Consider the following 25,175-nt stretch of genomic DNA (forward strand, 5'->3'; position numbering starts at 1 on the left):
TCACAGGTGGCGCAGGCGGTGCCGCTTGCGCCAGGCCACCACCACGCCCGCCAGCGCGGGCAGGGCGATGCACGCCAGCGCGATCAGGAAGGCGGGGGACGTCGGCGTCGAGGCACGGGCGCCGGCGACCACGTAGGCGGCCGTGTTCGGGATGGACCCGAGGGCCGTGGCCAGCAGGAACGGCAGCAGGCCCATGCGGGAGACGGAGGCGCAGTAGTTCGCGGCCCAGAACGGCACACCGGGGAAGAGCCGGACCGCCAGCATCGAGCGGAAGCCGTGCCGGCTGAGCTGACCGTCCGCCGCCTTCAGCCAGCGCCCCCGCAACAGGGGCCGCAGCGCCTCCTGGCCGAGCGCACGGCCCAGGCAGAAGGCGATCCCGGCGCCCAGCACCGTGCCCGCCAGGGCGACGCCGAGACCGACCTGCGAACCGAACAGGGCACCCCCCGCGAGGTTCAGCAGGGGCCGCGGCACGAACGCCACGGTGCACACCCCGTACGCCGCCGCGAAGACCAGCGCCGCCGCGGCTCCGCTCAGCTGGGGCGGCCACCCCTGGGTCAGCAGCCGCTGCGGCTCGAACAGCAGCATCGTGCAGGCGGCCCCGGCCAGCAGGGCGACGAGCAGGGACAGCCGCGACCAGGGGGACAGCACGACTCTCGTGCAGCGGGCGGCGAAACCGGTGGAGACGGCGGACGAGGCGGTCGCTGCCGGAGAAGCGGCGACGGCGAGCTCCGCGGTGGTGGCCCGGGGAGAGGCCGTGGCGGTGCCCCCAGAGCGGGTGGTGGCATCGAGCATCCGGTGACACTAACCGACAAATGTGTGTGATCGCCGTATGGTTCGTCTCACGACCGTCACAGGAACCCGGTCGCACCCCCTGTACGCAGGCCGGACGAAAACCGTTCGACGCCCGTTGAGGCGTCGGCGATGATCGACCTCATGTTCCGGCACGCCTTCGCCCTCGCAGCATCCGCAGTCGCGGATGCGCCGAAGGCTGCCGTCCCCGTTCTCCCGGCCGCTGTCGACGGCGCCCGAAGCTGACCCTCTCCGGATCGTCCGGCGGACCCCGCAGGGGGAGGGTCGGCCAGTCCCCGGGGTCCCAGTTCCTACGAAGAGGCTTCGAGGTACCGCCATGCCCAAGACGGCGTACGTACGCACCAAACCCCATCTGAACATCGGCACGATGGGTCACGTCGACCACGGCAAGACCACTCTGACCGCCGCCATCACCAAGGTCCTCGCCGACCGCGGCACCGGCGCGTTCGTGCCGTTCGACCGGATCGACCGGGCGCCCGAGGAGGCGGCGCGCGGCATCACCATCAACATCGCGCACGTGGAGTACGAGACCGACACCCGGCACTACGCGCACGTCGACATGCCGGGCCACGCCGACTACGTCAAGAACATGGTCACCGGCGCCGCGCAGCTGGACGGGGCGATCCTCGTCGTCTCCGCGCTCGACGGGATCATGCCGCAGACCGCCGAACACGTCCTGCTCGCCCGCCAGGTGGGCGTCGACCACATCGTGGTCGCCCTCAACAAGGCCGACGCCGGGGACGAGGAGCTGACCGACCTGGTCGAGCTGGAGGTCCGCGACCTGCTCACGGCGCACGGCTACGGCGGTGACTCCGTGCCCGTCGTGCGCGTCTCCGGGCTGAAGGCCCTGGAGGGCGACCCGCGGTGGACGGCGTCGATCGAGGCGCTGCTCGACGCGGTGGACACGTACGTGCCGATGCCCGAGCGGTATCTCGACGCGCCGTTCCTGATGCCGGTGGAGAACGTGCTGACCATCACCGGGCGCGGGACCGTCGTGACCGGTGCGGTCGAGCGCGGCGTGGTCCGGGTCGGGGACAGGGTCGAGGTGCTCGGGGCCTCCGTCGAGACGGTGGTCACGGGTCTTGAGACCTTCGGCAAGCCGATGGAGGAGGCGCAGGCCGGGGACAACGTGGCGTTGCTGCTGCGAGGGGTTCCCCGGGACGCCGTCCGGCGGGGGCACGTGGTGGCCGCGCCGGGGAGCGTCGTGCCCGGCCGTCGCTTCACCGCACAGGTGTATGTGCTGTCCGCTCGTGAGGGCGGGCGGACCACGGCCGTCTCCAGCGGCTACCGGCCGCAGTTCTACATCCGCACCGCGGATGTCGTCGGGGTCGTCGACCTCGGCGAGGCTGCCGTCGCGCGGCCCGGTGACACCGTCGTCATGACCGTGGAGCTGGGGCGGGACGTGCCGTTGGAGGCGGGGCTCGGGTTCGCCGTCCGTGAGGGTGGGCGGACGGTGGGGGCCGGGACCGTGACCTCGGTGGGGTGAGGAGGTGGGGAGCTGCCGGCCGTCCTGGGCCGGTCGCGCAGTTCCCCGCGCTCCTCGACGGCGTCGTGTCCCCCCGCACAATGGAGGGGTGAAGGAAGCCATCCCCGTCGCCCGGTCCGTCGATCAAGGGTTCGCCAAGCTCATGCCCGACGTCGACCGGGAGCGGGCCTGGCTGCTGACCGTCGACGGGGCGCCGCAGTCGTACGTCGACCTGGACGACCCGGCGCACCTGGAATTCGAGTACGCGCGGCGGCTCGGGCACGTGCTGGACGTCGTGGCCGAGCCGGGCCGGGCCCTGGACGTGGTGCACCTGGGGGGCGGGGCGCTCACACTGCCCCGCTACGTGGCCGTGACGCGGCCGGGCTCCCGGCAGGACGTCGTCGAGGCCGACCGGGGGTTGCTGGAGCTGGTCGCCGAACATCTGCCGTTGCCCGCGGGCGCCCGCGTCGCGCTGCACGCGGCGGACGCCCGGGCCTGGGTGGAGAACGCCCCCGCCGACTCGGCCGACGTGATCGTCGCCGACGTGTTCGGCGGTTCCCGGGTGCCGGCGCATCTGACGTCCGTCCCCTACGTGCGCGAAGCTGCCCGGGTGCTCCGGGGCGGCGGGGTCTACCTCGCCAATCTCCCGGACGCGGCTCCCTTCGGGTTCCTGCGGTCCCAACTCGCCACCCTCGCGACCGTGTTCGAGGAGCTCGTGCTGATCGCCGAACCGGGGGTGCTGCGGGGGCGCCGGTTCGGCAACGCCGTGCTCGTGGCCGGGCATCAGGCGGTCGACGTCGCCGCCCTGACCCGGCTCGCGGCCGCCGACGCCTTTCCGGCCCGGGTGGAGTACGGCGCCGGGCTGCGGGAGTTCATCGGCGGGGCGCGGGCGGTGCGGGACGAGGAGGCGGTGCCGTCACCCGAGCCCCCCGACGGGGCGTTCGGCGTCGGCTGAGGGGTGCTCGGAGCCGCCCTTGGCCACCGGGGTGGTCCTGCGGCGCAGGTTGCGCACGTCCGGGACGCACAGCACGGCCGCCGTGACCAGGACGACGAGTCCGGCGCAGCCCCACAGGGCGGCCGTGCGGCCGAAGGCGTCCTCCGCCGGACCGGCCGCCGCCGTGGCGAGCGGTACGAACGCCACCGAGCCGAACCAGTCGTAGGCCGTCACGCGGGAGAGCTTGGCCTCGGGGATCTCCTGGTGCAGGGCCGTCATCCAGGAGACGCCGAACACCTCGACCGTCGCCCCCGCGACGAACATCACCACGAACAGGACGCCGATCGGCACCGGGACGGCGAGCGCGGCCGACGGCAGGGCCAGGGGGAACACGCACAGGGTGCCGGCGAGCAGCAGCCGGCGGGGCTTCCAGCGGGTCATCAGCAGGGCGCCGGCGACGGTGCCCGCGCCGAACGCGCCCAGGGCGAGGCCCCAGGGGCCCGCGCCGCCGAGGTGGTCACGGGCGACCAGCGGGCCGTAGACGGCGTCGGCCGCCGCGACGACCGCGTTGGCGAGGGAGAACTGCACGACGATGCCCCACAGCCAGGGGCGGCCGGCGAACTCCTGCCAGCCCTCGCGCAGATCGGCGAGCAGGCCGCCGCCCGGTTCCCGCGGCGGGATGTGGCCGACGTCGAGGAAGGCGCGCAGCGCGCCGGCGACCGCGAAGGCCGCCGCGTCCGCCGCCAGCACCCAGCCGGGACCCATCGCGGCGACCATGGCACCGCCGAGTGCGGCACCGCCCAGGCCGGCGCCCGACATCGCCATCCGGAACAGGGCGAAGGCGCGGCCCGCCTGCTCGCCCTGGACCGAGGACATCAGCATGCCCTCGGCGGCCGGGCCGAAGAAGGCCTGGCCGGTGCCGCCCAGGGCGGCCAGCAGCATCATCTGCCACAGCAGCGGGTCACCGGTCAGCACGAGCGCGGCGAACAGGGCCTGGGACACACAGTTCAGGGCATTGGCCGCCACCATCACGTGATGCCGGGGCAGCCGGTCGGCGACGGCCCCGCCGATCAGCAGGAACAGCACCAGCGGCAGGGTCCGTGCCGCCGCCACCAGACCGACGTCGCCGCCGTCGCCGCCCGCCTCCAGCACGGCGAACGCCGCCGCGACGAGCGCGCCGTTGCTGCCCAGGTTGGTGACGACCGCGGCGGCGGTCAGCAGGGAGTAGTTGCGGCCCGCCCAGGCGGGTCTGCGGGAGGTCGATATCGGCACCCGGTGACTATCGCCGGGCCGGGGCCGACTTGCCAAACGCCGCGTGGCCGGTCCGCGCCGGTCAGGACTCGGTGGGCGGCTCCTCGGTGAGGCGCACGGTGCTCAGGATCTTCTGGACGGTCGCCTCGGGCACCTCGTCCTTGACGCCCTTGGCGCCGAACAGGTTCCAGGTGACGAAGTCGCCCGCGCCGTTCTTGAACGCGAAGGTGATCGCCTTGCCCTCGCTGTCGCACTTGCCGTTCTGCGGCGTGTTCTCCGAGTGCGCCGTGGCGACGCTGCCCTTGATGCCGGACTTGGTGGTGTACGGCTTGGGCTTGGTGAACTTGACGCTCTTCTTGTCCGGCTGGGTGTAGCCGCCGAAGATCCACCACGGCACGCGCGTCTCGGCCGCCATGTCCGCGTTCTTCGCGCCGTTCTCGCCCCGGGTGCCGACGGTGGCGAGGGCGGTGTCCTCCTCGCGGCCGTCCTTGTTGTCGTCGCTCGTGCACCACTTGGACTTCAGATAGGCCGGGGCCGTGACCGTGGTGCGGTCCAGCTCACCGTCCTTCTTCTCCCACTCGAAGCCCACGCTCGTGTCCTGGGAGTCGATCTCCCAGTCGGCCGGGACGTCGAACTTGGTGCCGAAACGCGTGTTGACGACGACCTTCCAGCCCGGGACGGTCGCCTTCTCGCCCGGGCCGCCGCGCGGGTTGTCGCCGGAGGCGGAGGCGCTCGGCTCCGACTCGGACTCCTTCGTGGCGCTCGGGGCCGGCTTCTTGCCCTTCTTCCCGTCCGCCGTGTCGTCCGAGTCGCCGCCCAGCACCAGGAAGCCGGTGACTCCGGCCGCCACGACCACCGCCGTGGCCGCGACGATCGCGACCAGCTTCGTCCGGTTGCCGCCACCGCCGCCCTGCGGGGGCTGCGGCGCACCGGCCGGTGCGGGAGTGCCCCATTGGGGCTGCTGCCCGTAGGGGTTGGGCTGCTGGTAGCCCGGCTGCTGGTAGGGATTCGGCTGCTGGTACCCCGGCTGCTGGTAGGGGTTGTTCGTCTGCGGGTTCTGCTCGCCCCCGGGCGGCTGCTGTCCTGGCCACATGGGCAGCAACCCTAGCCGCGCCCAGGACACGATTCGGTCACCGCCCGTGGACGGAGACGTAGCAACCCGGAGACGGAGCGGCGCGGGCGGATGCGCGGGAGGGGGTGCGGCGGTCGTCACACAGGCCTGGTCAGCCGTATCTACTCGTGAGTAACATGCGGTCATGAGCGCAGACCAGATGTCCATCGGCGAGATGCTCGCCGCCACGGTGCCCATGGCCCGGACCCTGAACCTCGAGTTCCTGGAGACCACGCCGGAGCGTGCGGTGGTGTCCCTGCCGGACCAGAGCGAGTACCACAACCACGTGGGCGGGCCGCACGCCGGTGCGATGTTCACGCTCGGCGAGTCCGCGAGCGGCGCGATCGTGCTGGCCGCGTTCGGCGACCAGCTCTCCCGGGCCGTGCCGCTCGCCGTCAGCGCCGAGATCGCCTACAAGAAGCTGGCGATGGGCGCCGTGACCGCGACGGCCACCCTGGGCCGCCCGGCCGCCGACGTCGTGGCGGACCTGGACGCCGGCCGGCGGCCGGAGTTCCCCGTCACCATCGCCATCCGGCGGGCCGACGGTGCCGTGACCGGTGAGATGACGGTGGTGTGGACCCTGCGTCCCAACGGCTGAGGGGTCCGCCCCGCACGGGAGCCTGCGGCAGGCGCCGAGGGCTCCCGCCTGTCAGTTTCGGGTGGCGGGCGCCGAGGGCTCTGGCCTGTCAGTTTCGAGTGGCGGGCGCCGAGGGCTCTCGCCTGTCAGTTTCCGGCGGGCGTCGAGGACTCCCGCCATCAGTTTCCGGCAGGCGCCGGGGGCTCTCGCCCGTCAGCTTCCGGTGGGCGTCGGGGGATCCCGCCCGTCAGGCAACGGCGCCGCCGGGCCGGGTCCGGCGGCGCACGCCTCCGTGGGGACGCTCGCGCTGTCCCGGCGCACGGGGCCGCGCCGGCCCGCACCGCGACGAAGTCCTTGAGGCAGGCCGTGAACTCCGCCCCGGATCGGGCCGTTCGCAGGTCGGCCGGACCACCGCTCGCACAGCGGTCGGTCTTGTCGCCGGTGTCGTGGTGCGGGCCCCGGAAGGCGACGCCGTGCGCTCAGGGCGCCCCGTCCGCCTCACCGGCCGACTCCACCGCCCCCGGACGGCCCGGGAAGGGCCCGCGATGGCCCGCTTGTGCCGGCCGGTCGCCGTCGGGACGTCGCCCGGCCCCGCCGCGGCGCCGCCGCTTCGGCGGTGGGCGGGATCGCATGGGAGCGCACTGCGGACGGGGAGATTCCGTGGATCGCCCGCCTTTCCGTGCACACAACTCCGGCCCAAGGGCGGGGCTGTTTCGAAAACCGGTGCGGATACCGACGGTAACGTCTTGGTAATCCCCCTGTTTTGAATCCACGGCACTCGAACTCCTTGTTACCTGTCAGTCGCCTGTGCGAAAGTGAGCCGCCTCACGGCCGGGTCCGCGGCTGACGCGGCCCGGGTATGCACCCATCACCCCCTGCTTTCCGACGGACGCGCAATTCGCCTGCCGTCCTGCGGCTGGAAGGAAATGGTTCCGTGCACTCCCCGAACCCCCCACGACCGCCGTACCCACCGCGCCCCGGAGCGCGGCCGGCGGAGTCCGACCGCAATCTCCTCGCCCAGCTCGCCGAGGCTCGTGAAAGCCCCCGGGCCGTCGCGTTGTTGCTCGCGCGGCACTGGCGGCCCGTCCACGCGTACGCGGTGATCTGTCTCGCCTCCTCGCAGGATGCGGCGTCCATGGCGGCGGCCGCCGCGTTCCGCCGTGAGCTCGCGCGGCCCGGTGGCGGCGCCCTGCGCCCGCGCCTGCTCGCGGCCGTGCGGGAGACGGTCGGCGAGTGGGCCGGCGACGAAGGTATTTCCGGAATCCTTCCGGAACTCCGCAAAACCGTCGGCGGCCGCGGTCTGCGCGCCGCGCGTTCCGTCACACCGGAAAGGCGGCGCCTCGCCGAGCGCGCATTCGGCGCTCTCCCGGCGGCCTCCCAATGCCTCCTCTGGCACACCGAGGTCGAGGCCGAACCCCTATCCGTACCGGCCGGTCTGCTGGGCGTGGATCCGGGAACGGCGTCGGCCGCCCTGGAGCGGGCACGCGAACAATTCCGGACCGGTTGCGTACGGGCCCACCGGGAACTCGCGCCGGCGCCGGAATGCCGCTACTACAACCGTCTGCTGGACGTTCCCATGCGCCGGGGCGGGGCCCTGCTGCCGGATGTGCAGCGGCATCTGATGGCGTGCCGGTACTGCCGTCACGCCGCCGAACAACTCAGCCATTTCGAGGACGGTCTGGAGGAACTCCTCGCCGAGACGGTGCTCGGCTGGGGCGCGCGCCGCTACCTCGACTCCCGGCCGGGCCGGGACCCCGGACACAGTGGCCCGCCGGCCGGTGGCCGTCACCGGCCGCGTGCCCGCCTGCCGCGGCCTGCCGGCCGTTCCGCTCCGCCCCGGCGGCACACGAAGGCACTGGCCGCCGCAGTCGGGATGACCGCCCTCGTGCTGCTCGCGACCGTGCTGGCCGCCCGGGGCTGGACCGAGGAGGGCGGCACGGCCGACCCGCAGGCCACGTGGGGCGTGGTCAGCGGCCACTCGGTCCGCCCGGACGCGGCGGGATCCACGCCGGTGGGCCCCGACCCGTCGCGGACCGGCCCCGACGCCCGGGACGCGTCGTCGGTGGGCTCCCCGCCGGCCGGGCCCGCGGGACACGCCGCCGAAGTGGCCCGGGGGCGGCTGCGCAACGCGGACGAGGAACTGTGCCTGGACGTGCGGGGCGGCCGGATCCGCGCCGGCGCCCGGATCGTGCTGACCACCTGCTCCGCCGGGTCCCCGCAGTGGTCCTACCAGGACGACGGCCTGCTGCGCAGCGCCGCGGACCCCACGCTCTGCCTCGGGGCGGACCCCGACGCGGGCTCGGTGGTCCTGGCCGGGTGCCTGGTGCACGCCGGGGTCGTGCGCTACGACCTGACCGTGCGCGGCGAACTGCTGCCGCGGGGCGGCACGGGGCGGGCCGTCGCCCCCGGGAGGGGCCGGGACGTGATCGTCACCGGCCGCGACGGGTCCGAGGCGCAACGCTGGGTCCTGGAACGGGCGATCGTCCCCGAGCCGCCGTCCGAGCGCCGGGCCGAGGACGCCCCGGCGCAGCGCCCCCGGCAGCAGCGGCAGCCGTACGACGGCACCACGCCGCGTCATCGGCCCGAGCCGGCGCGTCCCGGCGCCCCGGAGGTGCCGGACGAGCCGGGGGAACGGTACGAGACGCGGGTCGCGCAGGTGGACTCCCGCGACGAGGCCGGCCCCGGGACCCCCGTGGGCGAGCTCCCACCCCCGCCCGGGCCGGACACCCTCGTACCCGTCGTCACCCCGGTGACCGACGCCGTCACGTCACTCGAAGCGGCGGTACTGCCGTAGCGGGATGAGGCGTTCGGGGCGCGAGAGTCGGCGTCCTGCGGCGCGCCCGGGACCGGAGAGCCCAGCCTGCGGAACCGCGGCGGCGTGTGAGGGTGTCCACTCGGGACGCCGCGAGTCACCCGCCCGCCCGTGGTGTCCGGACCGGCGCCGCGCCTCGGCCGGTTCATAGTGCGGTGCATGACCGACACCGCCCCCCGATACCCCCGGCGCGCCGCCCTGAGCCTGCTCGGCGGAGCCGTCGCCCTCGCCGCGGCGGCGCCGCTCCGCGCCCACGCACGGGAGGGGCACCCCACCCCCGCGCGGCATGGACAGGCCGTCGCCGCACGGGCAGGACACGGCCCCCACCGGAACGCCCGGGTCGAAGGGCTGCTCGCCCGGCTGACCCTGGACGAGAAGATCTCCCTGCTGCACGGCGCCACCGACCCGCGGCCGCTCGGCCAGGCCGGCTACGTGCCCGGGGTCGAGCGGCTCGGCATCCCGTCGCTGCGGCTCGCCGACGGCCCGGCCGGCGTCCGGGTCACCCGGCACACCACGGCCCTGCCCGCCCCCGTGATGCTGGCCTCCGCCTTCGACCCGGACCTGGCCCGGCGCTACGGCCGCGTCATCGGACGGGAGGGCCGCGCGCTCGGCCAGGACGTGCTGCTGTCCCCGATGGTCAACCTCATCCGCACCCCCTACGCCGGCCGCAACTTCGAGACCTTCAGCGAGGATCCGCTGCTCACCGCCCACCTGGTCGCCGCCGAGATCGAGGGCGTCCAGAGCGAGGGGCTCATCGCGACCGTCAAGCACTTCGCGCTGAACAACCAGGAGCGCGACCGCATGTCGGTCGACGTACGCGTGGACGAGCGCACCCTGCACGAGACCGAGCTGCGCGGCTTCGAAGCGGCCGTCGCCGCCGGGGCCGGCGCGGTGATGGGCGCGTACAACAAGGTCAACGGCGTCCACGCGTGCGAGAACGAAGCCCTGCTCACCGGTGTCCTGCGCGAGCGCTGGGGTTTCACCGGCTTGGTGATGACGGACTGGTCCGCCGCGCACAGCACCCGCGCGGCGCTCCTGGCCGGCCTCGACCTGGAGATGCCCGACGGCACCCACTTCGGCGCACCGCTCACCTCGGCCGTGCGCGACGGGGACGTGCCGGAGGCCCACGTCGACCGGGCCGTCCGCCGTGTCCTGGGCGTCATGGACCGCTTCGGGCTGCTCGACGGGACCGTCCCGCACCGCCCGGACCGGGACGCCGCGGCCGGAGCGGCCGTCGCCCGCGAGGTCGCCGAGGCCGGGGCCACCCTGCTGCGCAACACGGACGGCACCCTGCCCCTGACCCCCGGCGGCAGCGTGGCGGTGATCGGGCCGACCGGCGCCCGCCCCCTGGTCAGCGGCGGCGGCAGCGCCCACGTCGTACCCGAGCACGCCGACAGCCCCCTGGACGCCATCCGGGTGCGCGCCGCACGGGTGACCCACGCGCTCGGCGAGGACGTCTTCGGCAAGCCCCTCCCGGCGAGCGCGCTCGACCCCGCCTTCGACACCGAGGCGCGACGCGTCGAGGCCGGCCGGACCTGGCGGTACGACGGCACCCTCACCGTCGACGCGACGGAGACCTGGACCCTCGTGCTGCACTACTCCGGCACACCTCCGCTGCGCCCCCGGGTCCTCCTCGACGGCGAGGAGCTGTTCCCGGTGCAGCCCGGCTGGGACGAGTACTTCACCGGCGGCCTGCTCACCCACGCGGACGACGGCCTGTCCGTACGCCGCAGGACCCTGACGCTCACCCCGGGCGGCCACCGGCTGTCCGTCACGGCACGGGGCGGGGACACCGGCCTCCTGTTCCGGCTGCGGCACATCACCGAGGAGACCCGCGCCCAGGACGTGCGGGAGGCCGTACGGGCCGCCCGTGCCGCCCGGGACGTCGTCCTCTTCGCCTACGAGGACGCCATGGAGGGCCGGGACCGCACGTCCGTCGCCCTCCCCGGCAACCAGGAGCGGCTGATCGAGGCCGTGACGGCGGCCAACCCGCGCACCACCGTCGTCCTCAACACCTCGTCCGCCACGTCCATGCCGTGGCTGGAGCGCACCGCTGCCGTGCTCCAGATGTACTACCCGGGCCAGGAGGGGGCCGCCGCCACCGCCGCCGTCCTGTTCGGCGAGCGGGACCCCGGCGGGCGCCTCACCCAGACCTTCCCGGCCGACGACGAACACCACCCCGTCGCCGGCGACCCGCGCCGCTACCCCGGCGTCGACGGCATCGAGCACTACACCGAGGGCGTCCACGTCGGCCACCGCTGGTACGACGCCCACGGCGTGCGGCCCCTGTTCCCCTTCGGCCACGGCCTGTCGTACACCTCCTTCGCCTACCGTGACCCGGACGCGCGCTGGACGGCCGACGGCCTCGACGTCGCCTTCACCGTCCGCAACACCGGCCCGCGCGAGGGCGTGGACGTGCCCCAGGTCTACGCCGGCCCGTCCCCGGACCTCCCTTTCGCCCAGCCGGTGCGGATCCTGGCCGGCTACCGGCGACTCGCCCTGCGGCCGGGGGAGGAGCGGCGCGTCACCGTGCGCGTCGAGCGGCGGACCCTGTCCTCCTGGGACCCGGAGCTGCACGACTGGGTGCTCGGCACCGGCCCGCGCACCCTGTGGATCGGGGCGTCGTCACGGGACCTGCGGCTGCGCACACGCGTCCGCGTGGGTGGCTGAGACCGTACGGAACCGTCCCGCCCGGACGCACGGCCGAGAGGCGACCGGCATCGAATCGGACCACACTGGTACTCCTCCTGGAGCCGTCGCAGAACCCAGGGAGTCACCCATGCCCGAGGCCCCGCGCCCGGAGAGCACGACCGCACCGACCGACGAGGAACTGCGCACCCTGGACGCCCACTGGCGGGCCGCCAACTACCTGGCGGCCGGTCAGATCTACCTGCTCGCGAACCCACTGCTGACCGAGCCCCTGCGGCCCGAGCACATCAAGCCCCGGCTGCTCGGACACTGGGGCACCTCGCCCGGGCTGAACCTCGTGTACACCCACCTCAACCGGGTGATCGGGCAGCGCGGTCTGGACGCGCTGTGCGTCTGGGGCCCCGGGCACGGCGGGCCGTCCGTCCTGGCCAACTCCTGGCTGGAGGGCAGCTACAGCGAGAAGTACCCGGACGTCTCACGGGACGCCGAGGGCATGACTCGCCTGTTCCGGCAGTTCTCGTTCCCCGGCGGTGTGCCCAGCCACGTCGCCCCGGAGGTGCCCGGCTCGATCCACGAGGGCGGTGAACTCGGCTATTCCCTGGCCCACGCCTATGGAGCCGCCCTCGACAACCCGGACCTGCTGGTCGCCTGTGTGATCGGCGACGGCGAGGCGGAGACCGGCCCGCTGGCCGGGGCCTGGCACGCCAACAAGTTCCTCGACCCGGTGCACGACGGGGCCGTGCTGCCGATCCTGCACCTGAACGGGTACAAGATCGCCAACCCGACGGTGCTGTCCCGGCTGCCCGAGGCGGAACTGGACGAACTCCTGCGGGGGTACGGGCACGAGCCGATCCACGTCACCGGGGACGAGCCCCTGGCCGTCCACCGCGCCATGGCACAGGCCATGGACACGGCGCTGGACCGCATCGCCGGCGCGCAGCGCGCCGCGCGCGAGCAGGGCGCGGCCGAACGCCCGCGCTGGCCCGTCATCGTGCTGCGCACCCCGAAGGGCTGGACCGGCCCGGCCGAGGTCGACGGCCAACCGGTCGAGAACACCTGGCGCGCCCACCAGGTGCCGCTGTCCGGTGTCCGGGACAACCCGGACCACCTGCGGCAGTTGGAGGCCTGGCTGCGGTCCTACCGCCCCGAGGAACTCTTCGACGACGAGGGGCGCCCGGTCGCGGACGTCCTGGCGCCGATCCCCGGGGGCGAGCGCAGGCTCGGCGCCACGCCGCACGCCAACGGCGGGCTGCTCGTCCACGACCTGCCGGTCCCGTCCCTCGACGACTTCGCCGTCCCCGTCGACAAGCCGGGCACGACGCTGCACGAACCCACCCGGGTCCTCGGCGACCTCCTCGCCCGGATCATGCGGGACACCGCCGACCGCCGGAACTTCCGCCTGGTCGGTCCGGACGAGACGGCCTCCAACCGGCTGCAGGCGGTGTTCGACGCCAGCGGCAAGGCCTGGCAGGCCGGAACCCTCGACGTCGACGAGCACCTCGACCCGCACGGCCGGGTGATGGAGATCCTCTCCGAGCACCTGTGCCAGGGCTGGCTCGAGGGCTACCTGCTCACCGGCCGGCACGGGCTGTTCTCCTGCTACGAGGCGTTCGTGCACATCGTCGACTCCATGGTCAACCAGCACATCAAGTGGCTGCGCACCTCCCGCCGCCTGCCCTGGCGCGCTCCCATCGCCTCCCTCAACTACCTGCTGACCTCACACGTGTGGCGGCAGGACCACAACGGCTTCTCGCACCAGGACCCCGGCTTCGTCGACCACGTGCTGAACAAGAGCCCGGAGGTCGTGCGGGTCTACCTGCCCCCGGACGCCAACACCCTGCTGTCGGTCGCGGACCACGCCCTGCGCAGCCGCGACTACGTCAACGTGATCGTGGCCGGAAAGCAGCCCTGCTTCGACTGGCTCACCCTGGACGAGGCCAAGGTCCACTGCGCCCGCGGCGCCGGCATCTGGGAGTGGGCCGGCACCGAGAACGGCGGCGCGCCCGATGTCGTCCTGGCCTGCGCCGGGGACGTCCCCACACAGGAGACCCTCGCCGCCGCGCACCTGCTGCGCAGGTACCTGCCGGAGCTGTCCGTCCGGATGGTGAACGTCGTCGACCTGGCCCGGCTGCTGCCGCAGGAGGAGCACCCGCACGGGATGAGCGACTTCGAGTACGACGGCCTGTTCACCACCGACAAGCCGGTGATCTTCGCCTACCACGGCTACCCCTGGCTGATCCACCGCCTCGCCTACCGCCGCACCGGCCACCGCAATCTGCACGTGCGCGGCTACAAGGAGGCCGGCACGACCACCACGCCGTTCGACATGGTCGTGCGCAACGACCTCGACCGCTACCGCCTGGTCATGGACGTCGTCGACCGCGTCCCGGGCCTCGCGGTGCGGGCCACGGCCGTGCGCCAGCGGATGGCCGACGCCCGCACCCGCCACCACGCCTGGATCCGTGAACACGGCACCGACCTGCCCGAGGTCGCCGAGTGGAGCTGGAACGCCTGAGGCGCGAGGGACGTCCTCCCAGCCGGTAGGCTTCCCGGGGCTCGCAGGGAAGCACAGGGAAAGGAACCGGCGTTGCACGTCCAGGAATGGCTCGAAACCGTACCCGCGGTCGCCGTCTACGCACTGGTGGGCGTGGTCATCGGCCTGGAGAGCCTGGGCATCCCGCTGCCGGGCGAGATCATCCTGGTCTCGTCCGCGCTGCTGGCCTCGCAGCACGGGGACATCGACCCCGTCGTCCTCGGCGCCAGCGCCACGGCCGGTGCGATCATCGGCGACTCGATCGGCTACGCCATCGGCCGCAAGGGCGGGCGGCCCCTGCTGGCCTGGCTGGGCGGGAAGTTCCCCGGGCACTTCAGCGAGGGCCACATCGCCACCGCCGAGCGCTCCTTCGAGAAGTGGGGCATGTGGGCCGTCTTCTTCGGCCGCTTCGTCGCCCTGCTGCGCATCTTCGCGGGCCCCCTCGCCGGCGTGCTGCGCATGCCCTACTGGAAGTTCGCCCTCGCCAACGTCCTCGGCGGCATCCTGTGGGCCGGCGGCACGACGGCGGTCATCTACTACGTCGGCGTCGTCGCGGAGGCCTGGCTGAAGCGCTTCTCGTGGCTGGGCCTGGTGGCGGCCGTCCTGGTCGGCCTCACGTCCATGCTGCTGATCAAGCGCAAGGCCAAGAAGGCGAACCAGAACCTGGAAGCAGCGGCGGAACCCCAGGTTCCCTGAAGGGCGACGGCGCGATCAGCCCCCGAGGCGCCGCACCGCCTACGCGTGCACATCCCGGTGCGCCTTCGCCAGCTCGGCGTACATCGTGCCGTTGAGGGTGACGCCCTGCCGCTCCTCCTCCGACAGCTCCCGCCGGACCTTCGCGGGCACCCCGGCGACCAGCGACCCGGGCGGCACGACCATCCCCTGCGGCACCAGCGCCTGCGCGGCGACCAGCGATCCGGCGCCGATCACGGCCCCGTTCAGCACGGTCGCGCCCATGCCGATCAGGCAGTCGTCCTCGACCGTCGCCCCGTGCACCACCGCGTTGTGGCCGATGGACACCCGCTCGCCCACCGTGACGGGAAAGCCCGGGTCGGCGTGGAGCGTGCAGTTGTCCTGCACGTTGCTGCTCGCCCCGACGGAGATCGACTCGACGTCCCCGCGCAGCACCGCCCCGTACCAGACACTCGCCCCGACCCCCAGCGTCACGCCCCCGATCACCGACGCCGTCGGCGCCACGAACGCCGTCTCGTCGATCTCCGGCTCCCTGCCGCCGATCCCGGTGATCATCGCCCGCTGTGCCATGCCCGCCTCCAGAGATGTCGTGGACACCCCGCACCGTACGCCACGCGGTAGGGCGAAGATCACAGGCCCTCGGCCCGCTGCGGACTCGGTCCGCTGAGTACGGTGAGCTCGTGCCGAAGCGCAAGAACACGTTCTCATCCTGGCGGCGGGGCCTCACGCAGCGCGCCGTCCACGCGGGCTGGGCCTGGCTGCAGCGCACGGCCTCCGTGACCGCCGAACACCCGGGCCGCTACCGCTTCGGCACGATGGGAACAGGTACCAGGCTCGCGTTCCCGCTCGGCACGGTCTTCGGCGAGCCCTGGATCCACCTCGGCTCCCACTGCATCATCGGCGAACAGGTCACGCTGACCGCCGGTCTGATGCCCGACCTCGACCTCGGCCCGGACCCCATCCTGCGCATCGGTGACGGCGTCGTCCTGGGCCGCGGCAGCCACGTCATCGCGGACACCACGGTCACGATCGGCAGCGACTGCTATTTCGGCCCGTACGTGTACGTCACGTCCACGAACCACTCCTACGACGACCCGCACCAGCCGATCGGCAAGCAGTGGCCGCGGATGGAGCCGGTGGAGATCGGGACCGGCTGCTGGATCGGCACCGGAGCGGTGATCCTGCCCGGGGCGCGGATCGGGCGGAACGTGGTGGTGGCCGCGGGTGCGGTGGTGCGGGGCGCGGTGCCGGACCACGCGGTGGTGGCGGGCGCCCCGGCCCGTGTCGTACGGCGGTGGACCCCGGCGGACGGCTGGCAGCCGCCGCTGCGCACCCCGGCGCCGGTGCCGATACCGGAGGGCGTGACCCCCGAGCAGTTGCGGGCGCTGTCGGATCTCGACGAGGAGACGGCGGCCCGCCTGGCCGAGCTGGACGGGGAGGCGGCAGCCGGCCTGGCGGAACCACAGCCCGGCTCCTGAACCGCCGCTCGGGTGCGGCTGCAGCCCGGGCCGGCGAGAGCGGCGGGGCCTGATCCCGCTGCTGAGCGGCCGGGATCAGCCCGACGCCAGCAGGACCGTCCCGACCAGGGCCAGTCCCGCTCCCGCGGCCTGGATCGCCCGGAGCCGTTCGCGCAGGAAGCCGCGCGCGGCCACCGCCGTCACCACCGGGTAGAGCGAGGCGAGAACGGCCGCCACGGTGACCGGGCCCTGCTGGGCCGCGATCGAGTACGTGCCGTTGGCGGCGACGTCCGCGAGGCCGACGAAGGCGAGGGCGGGCAGGGTGCGCCACGGGAAACCGTCCGCCGGAAGGGCGGGCGCGCCCCGCCGTACCGAGACGTACAGCGCCAGCCCGCCGGCGGCGACGTTGGTCACGCGCTGCACGAACAGCGCGAGGAACAGGCCCGTCAGCGTCGTCGACGCCTCAGCGATCAGGGCCATCACCGCGCCGAAGCCGAACGCCGCGAGCAGGGTCAGCGCGATGGCCCGGCGCTGCACCGGAGCGCCCCGGAACTGGGGGCCGCCCGCGAGACAGACCCCGGCGACGGCCACCAGGATGCCGACGAACTGCAGCAGGCCGGGACGCTCGCCCAGCACCAGACCCACCCCGACCGGCACGGCCACGCCGATCGAGCCGAGCGGCGAGACCACGCCCATGGGGCCCAGCGCGAGCGCCTTGTAGAAGGCCAGCATCGCCACCGGCCCGACGAGACCGGCCGCCACCGCGAACCACAGCTGCGGGCCGGCCTCGCTCCAGCCGCCGGTCGCCACGACGACCGCGCCCAGCACGGCCACCGCGATCGACTGCGAGACGACGACCACCGTGAGGGCGGGCGTGCGCCGGGTGAGCAGCCCGCCGCCGAAGTCGGCCAGACCCCACAGCACGCTGGTGGCCAGGGCGAAGAGCGCTGTCATGGGACTCGGGCCTCGCAGTACAGTTCAGTGAACGATCAGGTCAACCACACCATAGTGCATCGTGTTGCACTGTGTCATACAGAATATTGGACGGAACGTGTCGGACCTCGACCTGCTGACCCAGTCCCTGGCGCGCAGCGTCAAGCACTGGCGTGCGGTGCGCGGCTTCACCCTGGACGTGCTCGCCGCCCGCGCGGGCGTCAGCCGCGGCATGCTCATCCAGATCGAGCAGGCCCGCACCAACCCCAGCCTCGGCACCGTCGTCAAGATCGGCGACGCGCTCGGCGTCAGCATCACCACCCTGCTGGAACACGAGCAGGGCCCGAACGTCCGCATCGTCCCCGCCGAGCAGGCCGTACGGCTGTGGCACACCGACGCCGGCAGCTACAACCGGCTGCTCGCCGGCACCGAGGCGCCCGGCCCGCTGGAGATGTGGGACTGGCGGCTCATGCCCGGCGAGAGCAGCGCCTCGGACCCGCACCCCGCGGGCACGACCGAACTCCTCCACGTGACGGCGGGCGAGCTGACCCTCACCGTCGACGGCGTCGAGCACCGCGTCCCCGCGGGCGCGACCGTCCACTTCGAGGCCAACGTCCCGCACACCTACGGCAACACCGGCGAGGCGCCGATGGAGATGGTCATGGCCGTGTCGGTGCCGCCCGTGCCCTGAGACGGCCGGTCCGAGGGCGGCCGGGAGTTGTTAGCGTGCGGCCATGCGCGCACCCATCGGACACTTCGACGACGCCCGCCCGGCGCCCCACTGCCTCGACGAACTCACCGGCCCGGTCGCCGACGCCGTACGCCGCTGGCCGGGCGCCGTCCCGGCCGAGCGGATCCTCTACGTGGACACCGAGCCGGAGTGGGCCGACACGGCCACCTTCGTGGAGCACTACGGCCGGGAGCTGCTGGAGCAGTCGGCGAACTGCGTGGTGGTCTCCGCCAAGCGCGGCGGCGAGACCACACGCGCCGCCTGCGTCGTGCTGTCCACCACCCGGGTCGACGTGAACAACACCGTGCGCCGCCGGCTCGGCGCCCGCAAGGCGTCCTTCGCGCCCATGGACACGGCGACCGGCGAGACCGGCATGGAGTACGGCGGCATCACCCCGCTCGGTCTGCCGGACGGCTGGCCCGTGCTCGTGGACGCCGCCGTCGTCGATCTGCCGTACGTCCTGGTCGGCAGCGGCCGGCGGCGCGGCAAGCTCCTGGTGCCGGGCAAGGCGTTCGCGGAACTGCCGGGCGCGGTGGTCCTGGAAGGGCTCGGGGTGTCCTGACCTACGCCGCCGCGTGGTGTGCCAGCGGCAGATGGGGGTCGCTCTCGCCGGGAGCCGGTTCCGGGTCCGCGTGCACCAGGGCCGCGGTGAGGCGGGGCACCGCGTGCAGCAGCGCGTGCTCGGCGTCGACGGTGATCCGGTGGGCCTCGCGCACCGTCACGTCGCCGTCCACCACGACCGCCACCTCGGCGCGCAGCCGGTGGCCGATCCAGCGCAGTCGCAGCTCACCCACCCCGCGCACGCCGGGAACCCCGGCCAGAGCCCCCTCGGCCCGGTCGACCAGGGCCGGGTCGACGGCGTCCAGCACCCGCCGGAACACCTCTCGCGCCGCGTCCCGCAGGACCAGCGCGATCGCCGCCGTGATGGCCAGGCCGACGACCGGGTCGGCCAGGTGCAGGCCCAGGGCCGAGCCGCCGGCGCCCAACAGCACGGCCAGGGACGTGAACCCGTCGGTGCGGGCGTGCAGACCGTCGGCGACCAGGGCCGCCGAACCGATCGCGCGGCCCACGCGGATCCGGTAGCGGGCCACCCACTCGTTGCCCGCGAAGCCCACCAGGGCGGCCACGGCGACCGCCGGGACGTGCTCCACGGGGCGGGGATCGAGGAGGCGGTCGACCGCCGTCCAGCCGGCGAAGACCGCCGACGCGGTGATCGTCAGCACGATCACCAGGCCCGCCAGGTCCTCGGCACGGCCGTAGCCGTAGGTGAAGCGGCGCGTGGCCGCCCGCCGCCCCAGCACAAAGGCGATGCCGAGCGGCACGGCGGTCAGCGCGTCCGCGGTGTTGTGCACCGTGTCCCCGAGCAACGCCACCGAACCGGAGGCGGCCACCACGAACGCCTGCGCCAGCGCCGTCACGCCGAGCACCGCGAGCGAGACCCACAGCGCCCGCATCCCGCGCGCCGAGGACTCCAGGGCGGAGTCGACCTTGTCGGCGGCCTCGTGGGAGTGCGGGGTGAGCAGGTGCGCCAGGCGGTGGCGCGGGCCGTGCCGACGGGTGCGCGCATGGCCGTGTTCGTGCCCGTGGTCGTGGGGGCGGCTGTGCGGGTGGGAGTGCTCGTGCCGGTCGCTCACGGGGGTCCCTTCCGGTGCGGGCGAGTGGACGCGCGTGCGTCCCTGGCGCCATTATGTGCGTATGAGCGCACGCATGCACCTGTCACCTGCGCACCATGCGCATCCGCGCAGCCCGGGCGAGGAGCAGTTCGCACTCGCGGCCGAACTCCTCGCGCTGCTCGGTGACCGGACCCGGCTCGCCCTGCTGCACGCCCTGACCGGGGGAGAGGCCGACGTCACCACGCTCACCGAGGCGTGCGGGGCGGCCCGCCCGGCGGTCAGCCAGCACCTGGCGCGCCTGCGGCTCGCGGGCCTGGTGAACACGCGGAAGGAAGGCCGCCGCGTCGTCTACTCACTGCGCGACGGCCATCTGCGCCGCTTGGTGGACGAGGCGCTGAACGTGGCCGACCACCGGCTCGGCGACCACCCCGCGCACGACTGAGGTCAGTACCGCGCGGCCGTCCCCAGGTACTGCTCGGCGAAGGCGGCCGCCGCGGCGGGCGAGGTGAACAGGCGGCGCAGCCGGGCCAGGGTGGTGCCCGCCCGGAACGGGTCGCCCGCCGCCGTGCCGTGGTACACCTCGGACAGCCACTGGGAGAACTCCTGGTAGTCCCACACGCGCCGCAGACACGCCCGGGCGTAGCCCGCCAGGCCGCCGTCGTCGCCCCTGGTCAGACGGTCCGTCAGGGCGTCGCCCAGCAGGAACGCGTCGTGCAGGGCGAGGTTCATGCCCTTGGCGGCGATGGGGGCGACCAGGTGGGCCGCGTCGCCGGCGAGGTAGAGCCGACCGTGCACCAGGGGCTCGACCACGTAGTCGTGCATGTCCAGCACGCGCTTCTCGATCAGCCGCCCCTCCGCCAGCGGCGGCGCACCGGACGCCCCGAGCCGCTCCCGGAGCTCCGCCCATACGCGCTCGTGCGGCCAGTTCTCCGGATCGTCGCCCGGCGGGCACTGCAGGTAGTAGCGGGTCACCTCGGGGCTGCGCGGCATCTGCCCGGCGAACCCGCGGGCGTGACAGCCGAACAGCACGCAGTCCGTGGACGGCGGCGCCTCGGCGAGCAGCGCCAGCCAGCCGATGCCGTAGTCGTGCCGGGCGATCCGGACCCGGTCCGGGGGCAGCGACGCCCGGGTCACCCCGCGCGCCCCGTCGCACCCGGCGACGAACTCCGTCCGCACCACCCGCCGTTCGCCCGTGTCCGGGCAGACGTACGACACCGAGGGCCGGTCGGAGTCGAGGTCGTGGAGCCGTACGTCCCGGACGCCGAAGCGGATCGCGCCGCCGCGCACGTCGGCGTACTCCCGGACCAGGTCCGTCACCAGCAACGGCTGCGGGTAGACGAAGTGATGGCTGCCCGTCAGCTCCCCGTAGGGGAAGCGGTAGCGCTCCCCGTCGAAGCGGAACTCGCACGCGCTGTGCAGCTCCGCCCGGTCCAGCAGGTTACGGGCGAGACCACGCTTCTCCAGGCCGCGCACGGCCCATTCCTCGATGACCCCGGCCCGGGGCCGCTGTTCGACGAACTCCCGGGTCTCGGTCTCCAGGACCAGGCAGTCCACCGAGGCGGCCCGCAGGATGTTGCCGATGGTCAGCCCCGCGGGGCCGGCGCCCACGATCACGACCGGGAAGCGGGGTGGGGCGCCTGGGCCGGCGGGCGGCGGGAGCTCGGTCATGCCGCTCATTATGGAGGCCGGGCCCCGCGGACGGGCACGTTCGGGACGCCCGTCCGGCAAGCGCCTCAGGAACCCTGAGCGCCGTCCCGGCCGAGCCGCGGGATCTCGATCGCCGGGCAGCGGTCCATCACCATCTCCAGGCCGGCGGCGCGGGTGCGCTCGTACGCCGCCTCGTCGACGACGTCCAGCTGGAACCAGACGCCCTTGGCGCCCTTGGCGACCGCCTCGTCCGCGACCGCCCCGGCCAGCTCGCTGTTCACGAACACGTCCACGACGTCCACCTCGAAGGGGATGTCCGCCAGGCTCGCGTACCCCTGCTCGCCGTGCACCGTCTCGGCCTTCGGGTGCACCGGCACGACGCGCTTGCCGAAGCGCTGGAGCACGGCCGCGACGCCGTACGCCGCGCGCTGCCGGTTCGACGACAGGCCCACCACGGCCCAGGTGTCGCCGAGCTCGTTGAGGATCCTGCGGACCGTTGCCTCGTCGCCGTACACCGGCGGCCTCCTCGGAACGTCGTGAACGAAGTGCTGTCCCGGCAACGACGCGGGACGCGCGGTGATTCCCGCGCAGGCGCCGTGATAGCTTGCCGAGGCCAGTCGAACCCATGTACGTGGGTCAGGGAATCCGGTGCGAATCCGGAACTGACGCGCAGCGGTGAGGGGGACGGGCGGGGCCTCGGCCACTGGACTCCTGCACGGACGTCCGGGAAGGCGCTCCGTTCCGGGTGAACCCGAGTCCGAAGACCTGCTGGCGGCCCCCGCGGCCGGTGCGCGGCGGGGGAGCACCGTACGACCGGGCTCCGCGATCGGGCCCTCGACGACTGAGGACTGGTTCCCCGTGCCCCTCGCCCCACCCGCCCGTGCCGCCGTCCTGCTCGCGGCCGGCTCCCTGCTCCTGACCGGCTGCGGCGACACGAAGCCCGCCTCCGCGAAGGCCGCCTCCGTCTCCCTGCGCAACTGCGGTCACGAGGTGCGGGTCGACGCCCCGCCGCGGCACGCCGTCTCCCTCAACCAGGGCACCACCGAGATCCTGCTCTCCCTCGGTCTCGCCGACCGCCTCGCGGGCACGGCCACCTGGACCGACCCCGTGATGAAAGGGCTGGAGAAAGCCAACGCGCGCGTGCCGCGCATCGCCGACGACAACCCCTCCTTCGAGCGGGTCCTGGACGCGGACCCCGACTTCGTCACCGCCTCCTTCGTCTCCACCCTCGGCCGGGGCGGCGTCGCCACCCGCGAGCAGTTCGAGAAGCTCGGCGTCCCCACCTACGTCTCCCCGTCCGACTGCGCCGGCAAGGACAACTCGGGCGGCGGCGACGGCGCCCGCGACAAGGCACTCGGCATGGACACCGTCTACGGCGAGGTGCGGGACCTCGCGGCCGTCTTCGGCGTGAAGGAACGCGGCGACGAGCTCGTGGCCTCCCTCCGGCAGCGGATGGAGAAGGCCACCGCGGGTGTCGACGCCTCCGACGTGACCCTCCTGTACTGGTTCGCCAACTCCGAGTCGCCCTACATGGCGGGCTGTTGTGGGGCGCCCGGCATCATCACCCGCTCCCTCGGTGCGAAGAACGTCTTCGACGACACCCACGAGGAGTGGCCGCAGATCAACTGGGAGACGGTCGCCGACCGCGACCCCGACGTCCTCGTCATCGGCGACCTGACCCGCAAGTCGCAGACCGCCGAGTCGGCCGCCCGGAAGATCGCCTTCCTGGAGTCCGACCCGGTCACGAGGAACATGACCGCGGTCCGGCACAAGCGGTACGTGCTGCTCAGCGGGCAGGCCATGAACCCGACCATCCGCACGGTCGAGGGCGTGGAACGAGTCGCCGCCGGTCTGCGCCGGTTCGGGCTGGTGAAGTGACCGCCCCGGGCCTGCCGGACGCCGGGGCCCGGCGCCGGCGCGGGGCCGGGCTCGCCCTGGGCGCCGCGGGGGTCCTCGCGCTCGTCGCCTCCCTCGCCGTGACCCTCACGATCGGGCCCGCCGACATCCGGGTCGGTGACGTGTGGTCGGTCGTGGCGGCCCATCTCGGCCTCGGCAGCTCGGGCCTGACACCGATCCGGGACGGCATCGTCTGGCAGCTGCGGCTGCCGCGCACCCTGCTCGCCGCCGTGTGCGGGGCCGGACTCGCCGTGTGCGGCGTGGTGATGCAGTCGCTGCTGCGCAATCCGCTCGCCGATCCGTTCGTGCTCGGGGTCTCCTCGGGCGCCTCCACCGGCGCGGTCCTCGTGGTCGTGCTCGGCGCGGGCGGCGGTGCCGTCTCCGTCTCCGCGGGGGCCTTCCTCGGGGCCCTGGTCTCCTTCGCGCTGGTGCTGCTGCTCAGCCACACCCTGGGCGGCACCACCGACCGGGTGGTCCTCGCCGGGGTCGCGGCCATGCAGTTGTTCTCGGCGCTCACGTCCTTCGTGGTGATGACCTCCGCCGACGCCGAGACGACCCGGGGCGTGCTGTTCTGGCTCCTCGGCTCGCTCGGCGGCACCGGCTGGACCGACGTGTGGCTGTGCCTGGCCGTGCTGGCCCTGGCGCTGGTGGTGTGCCTCGCGTACGCCCGGACCCTCGACGCCTTCGCCTTCGGGCAGGACGCGGCGGCCGCGCTCGGGGTGTCCGTGGCCCGCACCCGCCTGGTACTGCTCTGCGTCACGGCCCTGCTCACGGCGGCGCTGGTCAGCTCGGCCGGCGCCATCGGCTTCGTCGGGCTGGTCCTGCCGCACGCCGCGCGGGCGCTGGCCGGGCCCGGGCACGTCCGGCTGCTGCCGGTCACGGCACTGGCCGGTGCGGTCTTCCTGGTGTGGGTCGACACTCTGGCCCGGACCGTGCTCGATCCGCGCGAGGTGCCGGTGGGTGTGGTGACCTCGCTGATCGGGGTCCCGGCGTTCGTGGCGGTGCTGTACCGGACCCGGAGGACACGGTGAGCGGGGCGGAGGCGACGGCGGGCAACGCCGACGGGCGGGCCGAGCGGCCCGGCGACCGTGCCGTCGGGCCGGAGGCCGGGCGGGCCGACCGGGTGGACGGTGCGGACGGTGGGGAAGGGCTGTGGGCCGACCGGGTGGACGGTGCGGACGGTGGGGAAGGGGTGCGGGCCGACCGGGTGGACGGTGCGGACGGTCTGGAAGGGCTGCGGGCCGACCGGATGGACGCGGCGGACAGTGTGGACGGGCTGCGGGCCGAACGGGTCGGGCGCCGGACCGACGGGCGTCTGATCCTCGACGACGTCGTCCTCGCGCCGGAGCCCGGCTCCACGCTCGGCGTCCTCGGCCCCAACGGCTCGGGCAAGTCCACGCTCCTGCGGCTGCTGGCCGGGCTGCTCGCGCCGACCGCGGGAGTCGTCACGCTCGACGGGAGCCCACTGGGCGACCTGCCCCGCCGCACGGTCGCCCGCCGTCTCGCCGTCGTCGAGCAGCACGCGGACACCCAGGTCGAGCTGACGGTCGAGGACGTCGTACGGCTGGGCCGCATCCCCCACCGGCGGGCCTGGGCCTCCGCCTCGGCGGACGACGAGCGCGCCGTACGGGCCGCCCTGGAGCGCACCGGCCTCGCCGACCGGGCCGGCCGGCGCTGGCACACCCTCTCGGGCGGCGAGCGCCAGCGGGTCCAGATCGCCCGCGCGCTCGCCCAGGAACCGCGCGAGCTCCTCCTGGACGAGCCCACCAACCACCTCGACATCCACCACCAGCTCGGCCTGCTCGCCCTGGTCGCGCGGCTGCCGGTCACCACCGTCGTCGCGCTGCACGACCTCAACCTCGCGGCGATGTACTGCGACCGGGTCGTCGTGCTGAGCGCGGGCCGGGTCGTCGCGGGCGGGACCCCGGCCGGCGTCCTCACGGAGGAACTGATCGCCGAGGTGTACGGGGTGCGGGCCGCCGTCCGGACGGACGGTCCCGACGGGCGCCCCCACGTGCGGTTCCTGGGCACGCTGGACTGAGCGACGGCCGGCCCGGGGCCCGG

Annotated in this window: 22 protein-coding genes and 1 riboswitch; of the genes, 14 read left to right on the top strand and 8 right to left on the bottom strand. The window is 74.0% G+C overall.

All coding sequences use genetic code 11. From position 1 onward, the window contains the following. Complete coding sequence (locus tag ACIGAQ_RS24300; RefSeq protein ID WP_311682222.1) at window positions 1–792, bottom strand: TVP38/TMEM64 family protein; 792 nt, start codon at window positions 790–792, stop codon at window positions 1–3. A gap of 334 nt (window positions 793–1,126) precedes the next feature. On the opposite strand from ACIGAQ_RS24300, the gene tuf reads away from it, so the two are divergent. Both tuf and ACIGAQ_RS24310 read left to right on the top strand, forming a co-directional pair. Next, the gene (gene tuf / locus ACIGAQ_RS24305) at window positions 1,127–2,296 is read left to right on the top strand and encodes an elongation factor Tu (protein ID WP_311682221.1); all 1,170 of its coding nucleotides are present in this window, start codon (window positions 1,127–1,129) and stop codon (window positions 2,294–2,296) included. A gap of 88 nt (window positions 2,297–2,384) precedes the next feature. Beyond that, entirely contained in the window at window positions 2,385–3,230 is an 846-nt protein-coding gene (locus ACIGAQ_RS24310) for a spermidine synthase (protein ID WP_399786026.1), read from the top strand. Here the strand turns inward: ACIGAQ_RS24310 and ACIGAQ_RS24315 are convergent. Next, window positions 3,192–4,517 (bottom strand): MFS transporter, encoded by a 1,326-nt coding sequence (locus ACIGAQ_RS24315; protein WP_394814255.1) that lies wholly within the window; start codon window positions 4,515–4,517, stop codon window positions 3,192–3,194. The genes ACIGAQ_RS24310 and ACIGAQ_RS24315 overlap by 39 nt on opposite strands. 25 nt (window positions 4,518–4,542) lie before the next feature. Then, window positions 4,543–5,553, bottom strand: coding sequence for a hypothetical protein (locus ACIGAQ_RS24320; RefSeq protein WP_311682217.1), 1,011 nt, complete (start codon window positions 5,551–5,553; stop codon window positions 4,543–4,545). A 163-nt stretch (window positions 5,554–5,716) separates the two neighbouring features. Here ACIGAQ_RS24320 and ACIGAQ_RS24325 point away from each other — a divergent pair, with 163 nt between their 5' ends. The 5 genes from ACIGAQ_RS24325 (at window position 5,717) to ACIGAQ_RS24345 (ending at window position 14,838) form a co-directional block, all read left to right on the top strand. Continuing rightward, window positions 5,717–6,169, top strand: a complete 453-nt coding sequence (locus tag ACIGAQ_RS24325) for a DUF4442 domain-containing protein (protein WP_311682216.1) — start codon at window positions 5,717–5,719, stop codon at window positions 6,167–6,169. A 913-nt stretch (window positions 6,170–7,082) separates the two neighbouring features. After that, complete coding sequence (locus ACIGAQ_RS24330) at window positions 7,083–8,942, top strand: ricin-type beta-trefoil lectin domain protein (RefSeq protein ID WP_399786031.1); 1,860 nt, start codon at window positions 7,083–7,085, stop codon at window positions 8,940–8,942. Between the two features lie 177 nt (window positions 8,943–9,119). Further along, on the top strand, window positions 9,120–11,630 hold the full coding sequence (locus tag ACIGAQ_RS24335; protein WP_399786034.1) for a beta-glucosidase: 2,511 nt from the start codon (window positions 9,120–9,122) through the stop codon (window positions 11,628–11,630). Between the two features lie 109 nt (window positions 11,631–11,739). Further along, a complete protein-coding gene (locus tag ACIGAQ_RS24340) occupies window positions 11,740–14,124 on the top strand; it encodes a phosphoketolase (RefSeq protein ID WP_399786037.1) in 2,385 nt (794 codons plus the stop codon). 72 nt (window positions 14,125–14,196) lie between these two features. Then, window positions 14,197–14,838 (top strand): DedA family protein, encoded by a 642-nt coding sequence (locus ACIGAQ_RS24345; RefSeq protein WP_399786040.1) that lies wholly within the window; start codon window positions 14,197–14,199, stop codon window positions 14,836–14,838. Window positions 14,839–14,877: 39 nt separating this feature from the next. On the opposite strand, the gene ACIGAQ_RS24350 is transcribed toward ACIGAQ_RS24345, so the two are convergent. Then, on the bottom strand, window positions 14,878–15,405 hold the full coding sequence (locus tag ACIGAQ_RS24350) for a gamma carbonic anhydrase family protein (RefSeq protein WP_094054369.1): 528 nt from the start codon (window positions 15,403–15,405) through the stop codon (window positions 14,878–14,880). A gap of 110 nt (window positions 15,406–15,515) precedes the next feature. Between ACIGAQ_RS24350 and ACIGAQ_RS24355 the strand changes: the two genes are divergently transcribed. Continuing rightward, on the top strand, window positions 15,516–16,313 hold the full coding sequence (locus ACIGAQ_RS24355) for an acyltransferase (RefSeq protein WP_311682207.1): 798 nt from the start codon (window positions 15,516–15,518) through the stop codon (window positions 16,311–16,313). A 75-nt stretch (window positions 16,314–16,388) separates the two neighbouring features. Here the strand turns inward: ACIGAQ_RS24355 and ACIGAQ_RS24360 are convergent, their stop codons facing one another. After that, window positions 16,389–17,246: an EamA family transporter gene (locus ACIGAQ_RS24360; protein WP_399786045.1), complete on the bottom strand. Its 858-nt coding sequence runs from the start codon at window positions 17,244–17,246 to the stop codon at window positions 16,389–16,391. A 97-nt stretch (window positions 17,247–17,343) separates the two neighbouring features. On the opposite strand from ACIGAQ_RS24360, the gene ACIGAQ_RS24365 reads away from it, so the two are divergent. After that, complete coding sequence (locus ACIGAQ_RS24365) at window positions 17,344–17,916, top strand: XRE family transcriptional regulator (RefSeq protein WP_311682203.1); 573 nt, start codon at window positions 17,344–17,346, stop codon at window positions 17,914–17,916. A gap of 43 nt (window positions 17,917–17,959) precedes the next feature. Beyond that, window positions 17,960–18,517, top strand: coding sequence for a YbaK/EbsC family protein (locus tag ACIGAQ_RS24370; protein WP_362278722.1), 558 nt, complete (start codon window positions 17,960–17,962; stop codon window positions 18,515–18,517). A gap of 1 nt (window position 18,518) precedes the next feature. Here the strand turns inward: ACIGAQ_RS24370 and ACIGAQ_RS24375 are convergent, their stop codons facing one another. Next, complete coding sequence (locus ACIGAQ_RS24375; protein WP_399786049.1) at window positions 18,519–19,589, bottom strand: cation diffusion facilitator family transporter; 1,071 nt, start codon at window positions 19,587–19,589, stop codon at window positions 18,519–18,521. A gap of 61 nt (window positions 19,590–19,650) precedes the next feature. Between ACIGAQ_RS24375 and ACIGAQ_RS24380 the strand changes: the two genes are divergently transcribed. After that, window positions 19,651–20,010, top strand: a complete 360-nt coding sequence (locus ACIGAQ_RS24380) for a metalloregulator ArsR/SmtB family transcription factor (RefSeq protein ID WP_179272463.1) — start codon at window positions 19,651–19,653, stop codon at window positions 20,008–20,010. Between the two features lie 2 nt (window positions 20,011–20,012). Here ACIGAQ_RS24380 and ACIGAQ_RS24385 read toward each other — a convergent pair whose 3' ends face one another. Both ACIGAQ_RS24385 and ACIGAQ_RS24390 read right to left on the bottom strand, forming a co-directional pair. Further along, the gene (locus tag ACIGAQ_RS24385; RefSeq protein ID WP_399786053.1) at window positions 20,013–21,236 is read right to left on the bottom strand and encodes a 4-hydroxybenzoate 3-monooxygenase; all 1,224 of its coding nucleotides are present in this window, start codon (window positions 21,234–21,236) and stop codon (window positions 20,013–20,015) included. Between the two features lie 65 nt (window positions 21,237–21,301). Continuing rightward, on the bottom strand, window positions 21,302–21,730 hold the full coding sequence (locus ACIGAQ_RS24390) for a CoA-binding protein (protein ID WP_362278725.1): 429 nt from the start codon (window positions 21,728–21,730) through the stop codon (window positions 21,302–21,304). Window positions 21,731–21,812: 82 nt separating this feature from the next. Beyond that, window positions 21,813–22,003: riboswitch (cobalamin riboswitch) on the top strand. 70 nt (window positions 22,004–22,073) lie between these two features. Here ACIGAQ_RS24390 and ACIGAQ_RS24395 point away from each other — a divergent pair. From ACIGAQ_RS24395 to ACIGAQ_RS24405, 3 genes are all read left to right on the top strand, one after another. Continuing rightward, window positions 22,074–23,093: an ABC transporter substrate-binding protein gene (locus tag ACIGAQ_RS24395; RefSeq protein WP_399786057.1), complete on the top strand. Its 1,020-nt coding sequence runs from the start codon at window positions 22,074–22,076 to the stop codon at window positions 23,091–23,093. Then, the gene (locus ACIGAQ_RS24400; RefSeq protein WP_399786060.1) at window positions 23,090–24,142 is read left to right on the top strand and encodes a FecCD family ABC transporter permease; all 1,053 of its coding nucleotides are present in this window, start codon (window positions 23,090–23,092) and stop codon (window positions 24,140–24,142) included. Before ACIGAQ_RS24395 ends, ACIGAQ_RS24400 begins: the two co-directional genes overlap by 4 nt. 218 nt (window positions 24,143–24,360) lie before the next feature. Next, window positions 24,361–25,152, top strand: a complete 792-nt coding sequence (locus ACIGAQ_RS24405; protein ID WP_399787122.1) for an ABC transporter ATP-binding protein — start codon at window positions 24,361–24,363, stop codon at window positions 25,150–25,152. The last annotated feature ends 23 nt before the right edge of the window (window positions 25,153–25,175 follow it).

Source organism: Streptomyces sp. NPDC085932 (assembly GCF_044540525.1).
In the GTDB taxonomy this organism is placed as follows: domain Bacteria; phylum Actinomycetota; class Actinomycetes; order Streptomycetales; family Streptomycetaceae; genus Streptomyces; species Streptomyces levis.

What these genes read in the sequence shown, in the direction of transcription:
- ACIGAQ_RS24300 (WP_311682222.1), bottom strand. Translation starts at nt 792, where the DNA reads ATGCTCGATGCCACCACCCGCTCTGGGGGCACCGCCACGGCCTCTCCC.
- tuf (WP_311682221.1), top strand. Translation starts at nt 1,127, where the DNA reads ATGCCCAAGACGGCGTACGTACGCACCAAACCCCATCTGAACATCGGC.
- ACIGAQ_RS24320 (WP_311682217.1), bottom strand. Translation starts at nt 5,553, where the DNA reads ATGTGGCCAGGACAGCAGCCGCCCGGGGGCGAGCAGAACCCGCAGACG.
- ACIGAQ_RS24325 (WP_311682216.1), top strand. Translation starts at nt 5,717, where the DNA reads ATGAGCGCAGACCAGATGTCCATCGGCGAGATGCTCGCCGCCACGGTG.
- ACIGAQ_RS24335 (WP_399786034.1), top strand. Translation starts at nt 9,120, where the DNA reads ATGACCGACACCGCCCCCCGATACCCCCGGCGCGCCGCCCTGAGCCTG.
- ACIGAQ_RS24340 (WP_399786037.1), top strand. Translation starts at nt 11,740, where the DNA reads ATGCCCGAGGCCCCGCGCCCGGAGAGCACGACCGCACCGACCGACGAG.
- ACIGAQ_RS24350 (WP_094054369.1), bottom strand. Translation starts at nt 15,405, where the DNA reads ATGGCACAGCGGGCGATGATCACCGGGATCGGCGGCAGGGAGCCGGAG.
- ACIGAQ_RS24360 (WP_399786045.1), bottom strand. Translation starts at nt 17,246, where the DNA reads ATGACAGCGCTCTTCGCCCTGGCCACCAGCGTGCTGTGGGGTCTGGCC.
- ACIGAQ_RS24370 (WP_362278722.1), top strand. Translation starts at nt 17,960, where the DNA reads ATGCGCGCACCCATCGGACACTTCGACGACGCCCGCCCGGCGCCCCAC.
- ACIGAQ_RS24380 (WP_179272463.1), top strand. Translation starts at nt 19,651, where the DNA reads ATGAGCGCACGCATGCACCTGTCACCTGCGCACCATGCGCATCCGCGC.
- ACIGAQ_RS24385 (WP_399786053.1), bottom strand. Translation starts at nt 21,236, where the DNA reads ATGACCGAGCTCCCGCCGCCCGCCGGCCCAGGCGCCCCACCCCGCTTC.
- ACIGAQ_RS24405 (WP_399787122.1), top strand. Translation starts at nt 24,361, where the DNA reads ATGGACGCGGCGGACAGTGTGGACGGGCTGCGGGCCGAACGGGTCGGG.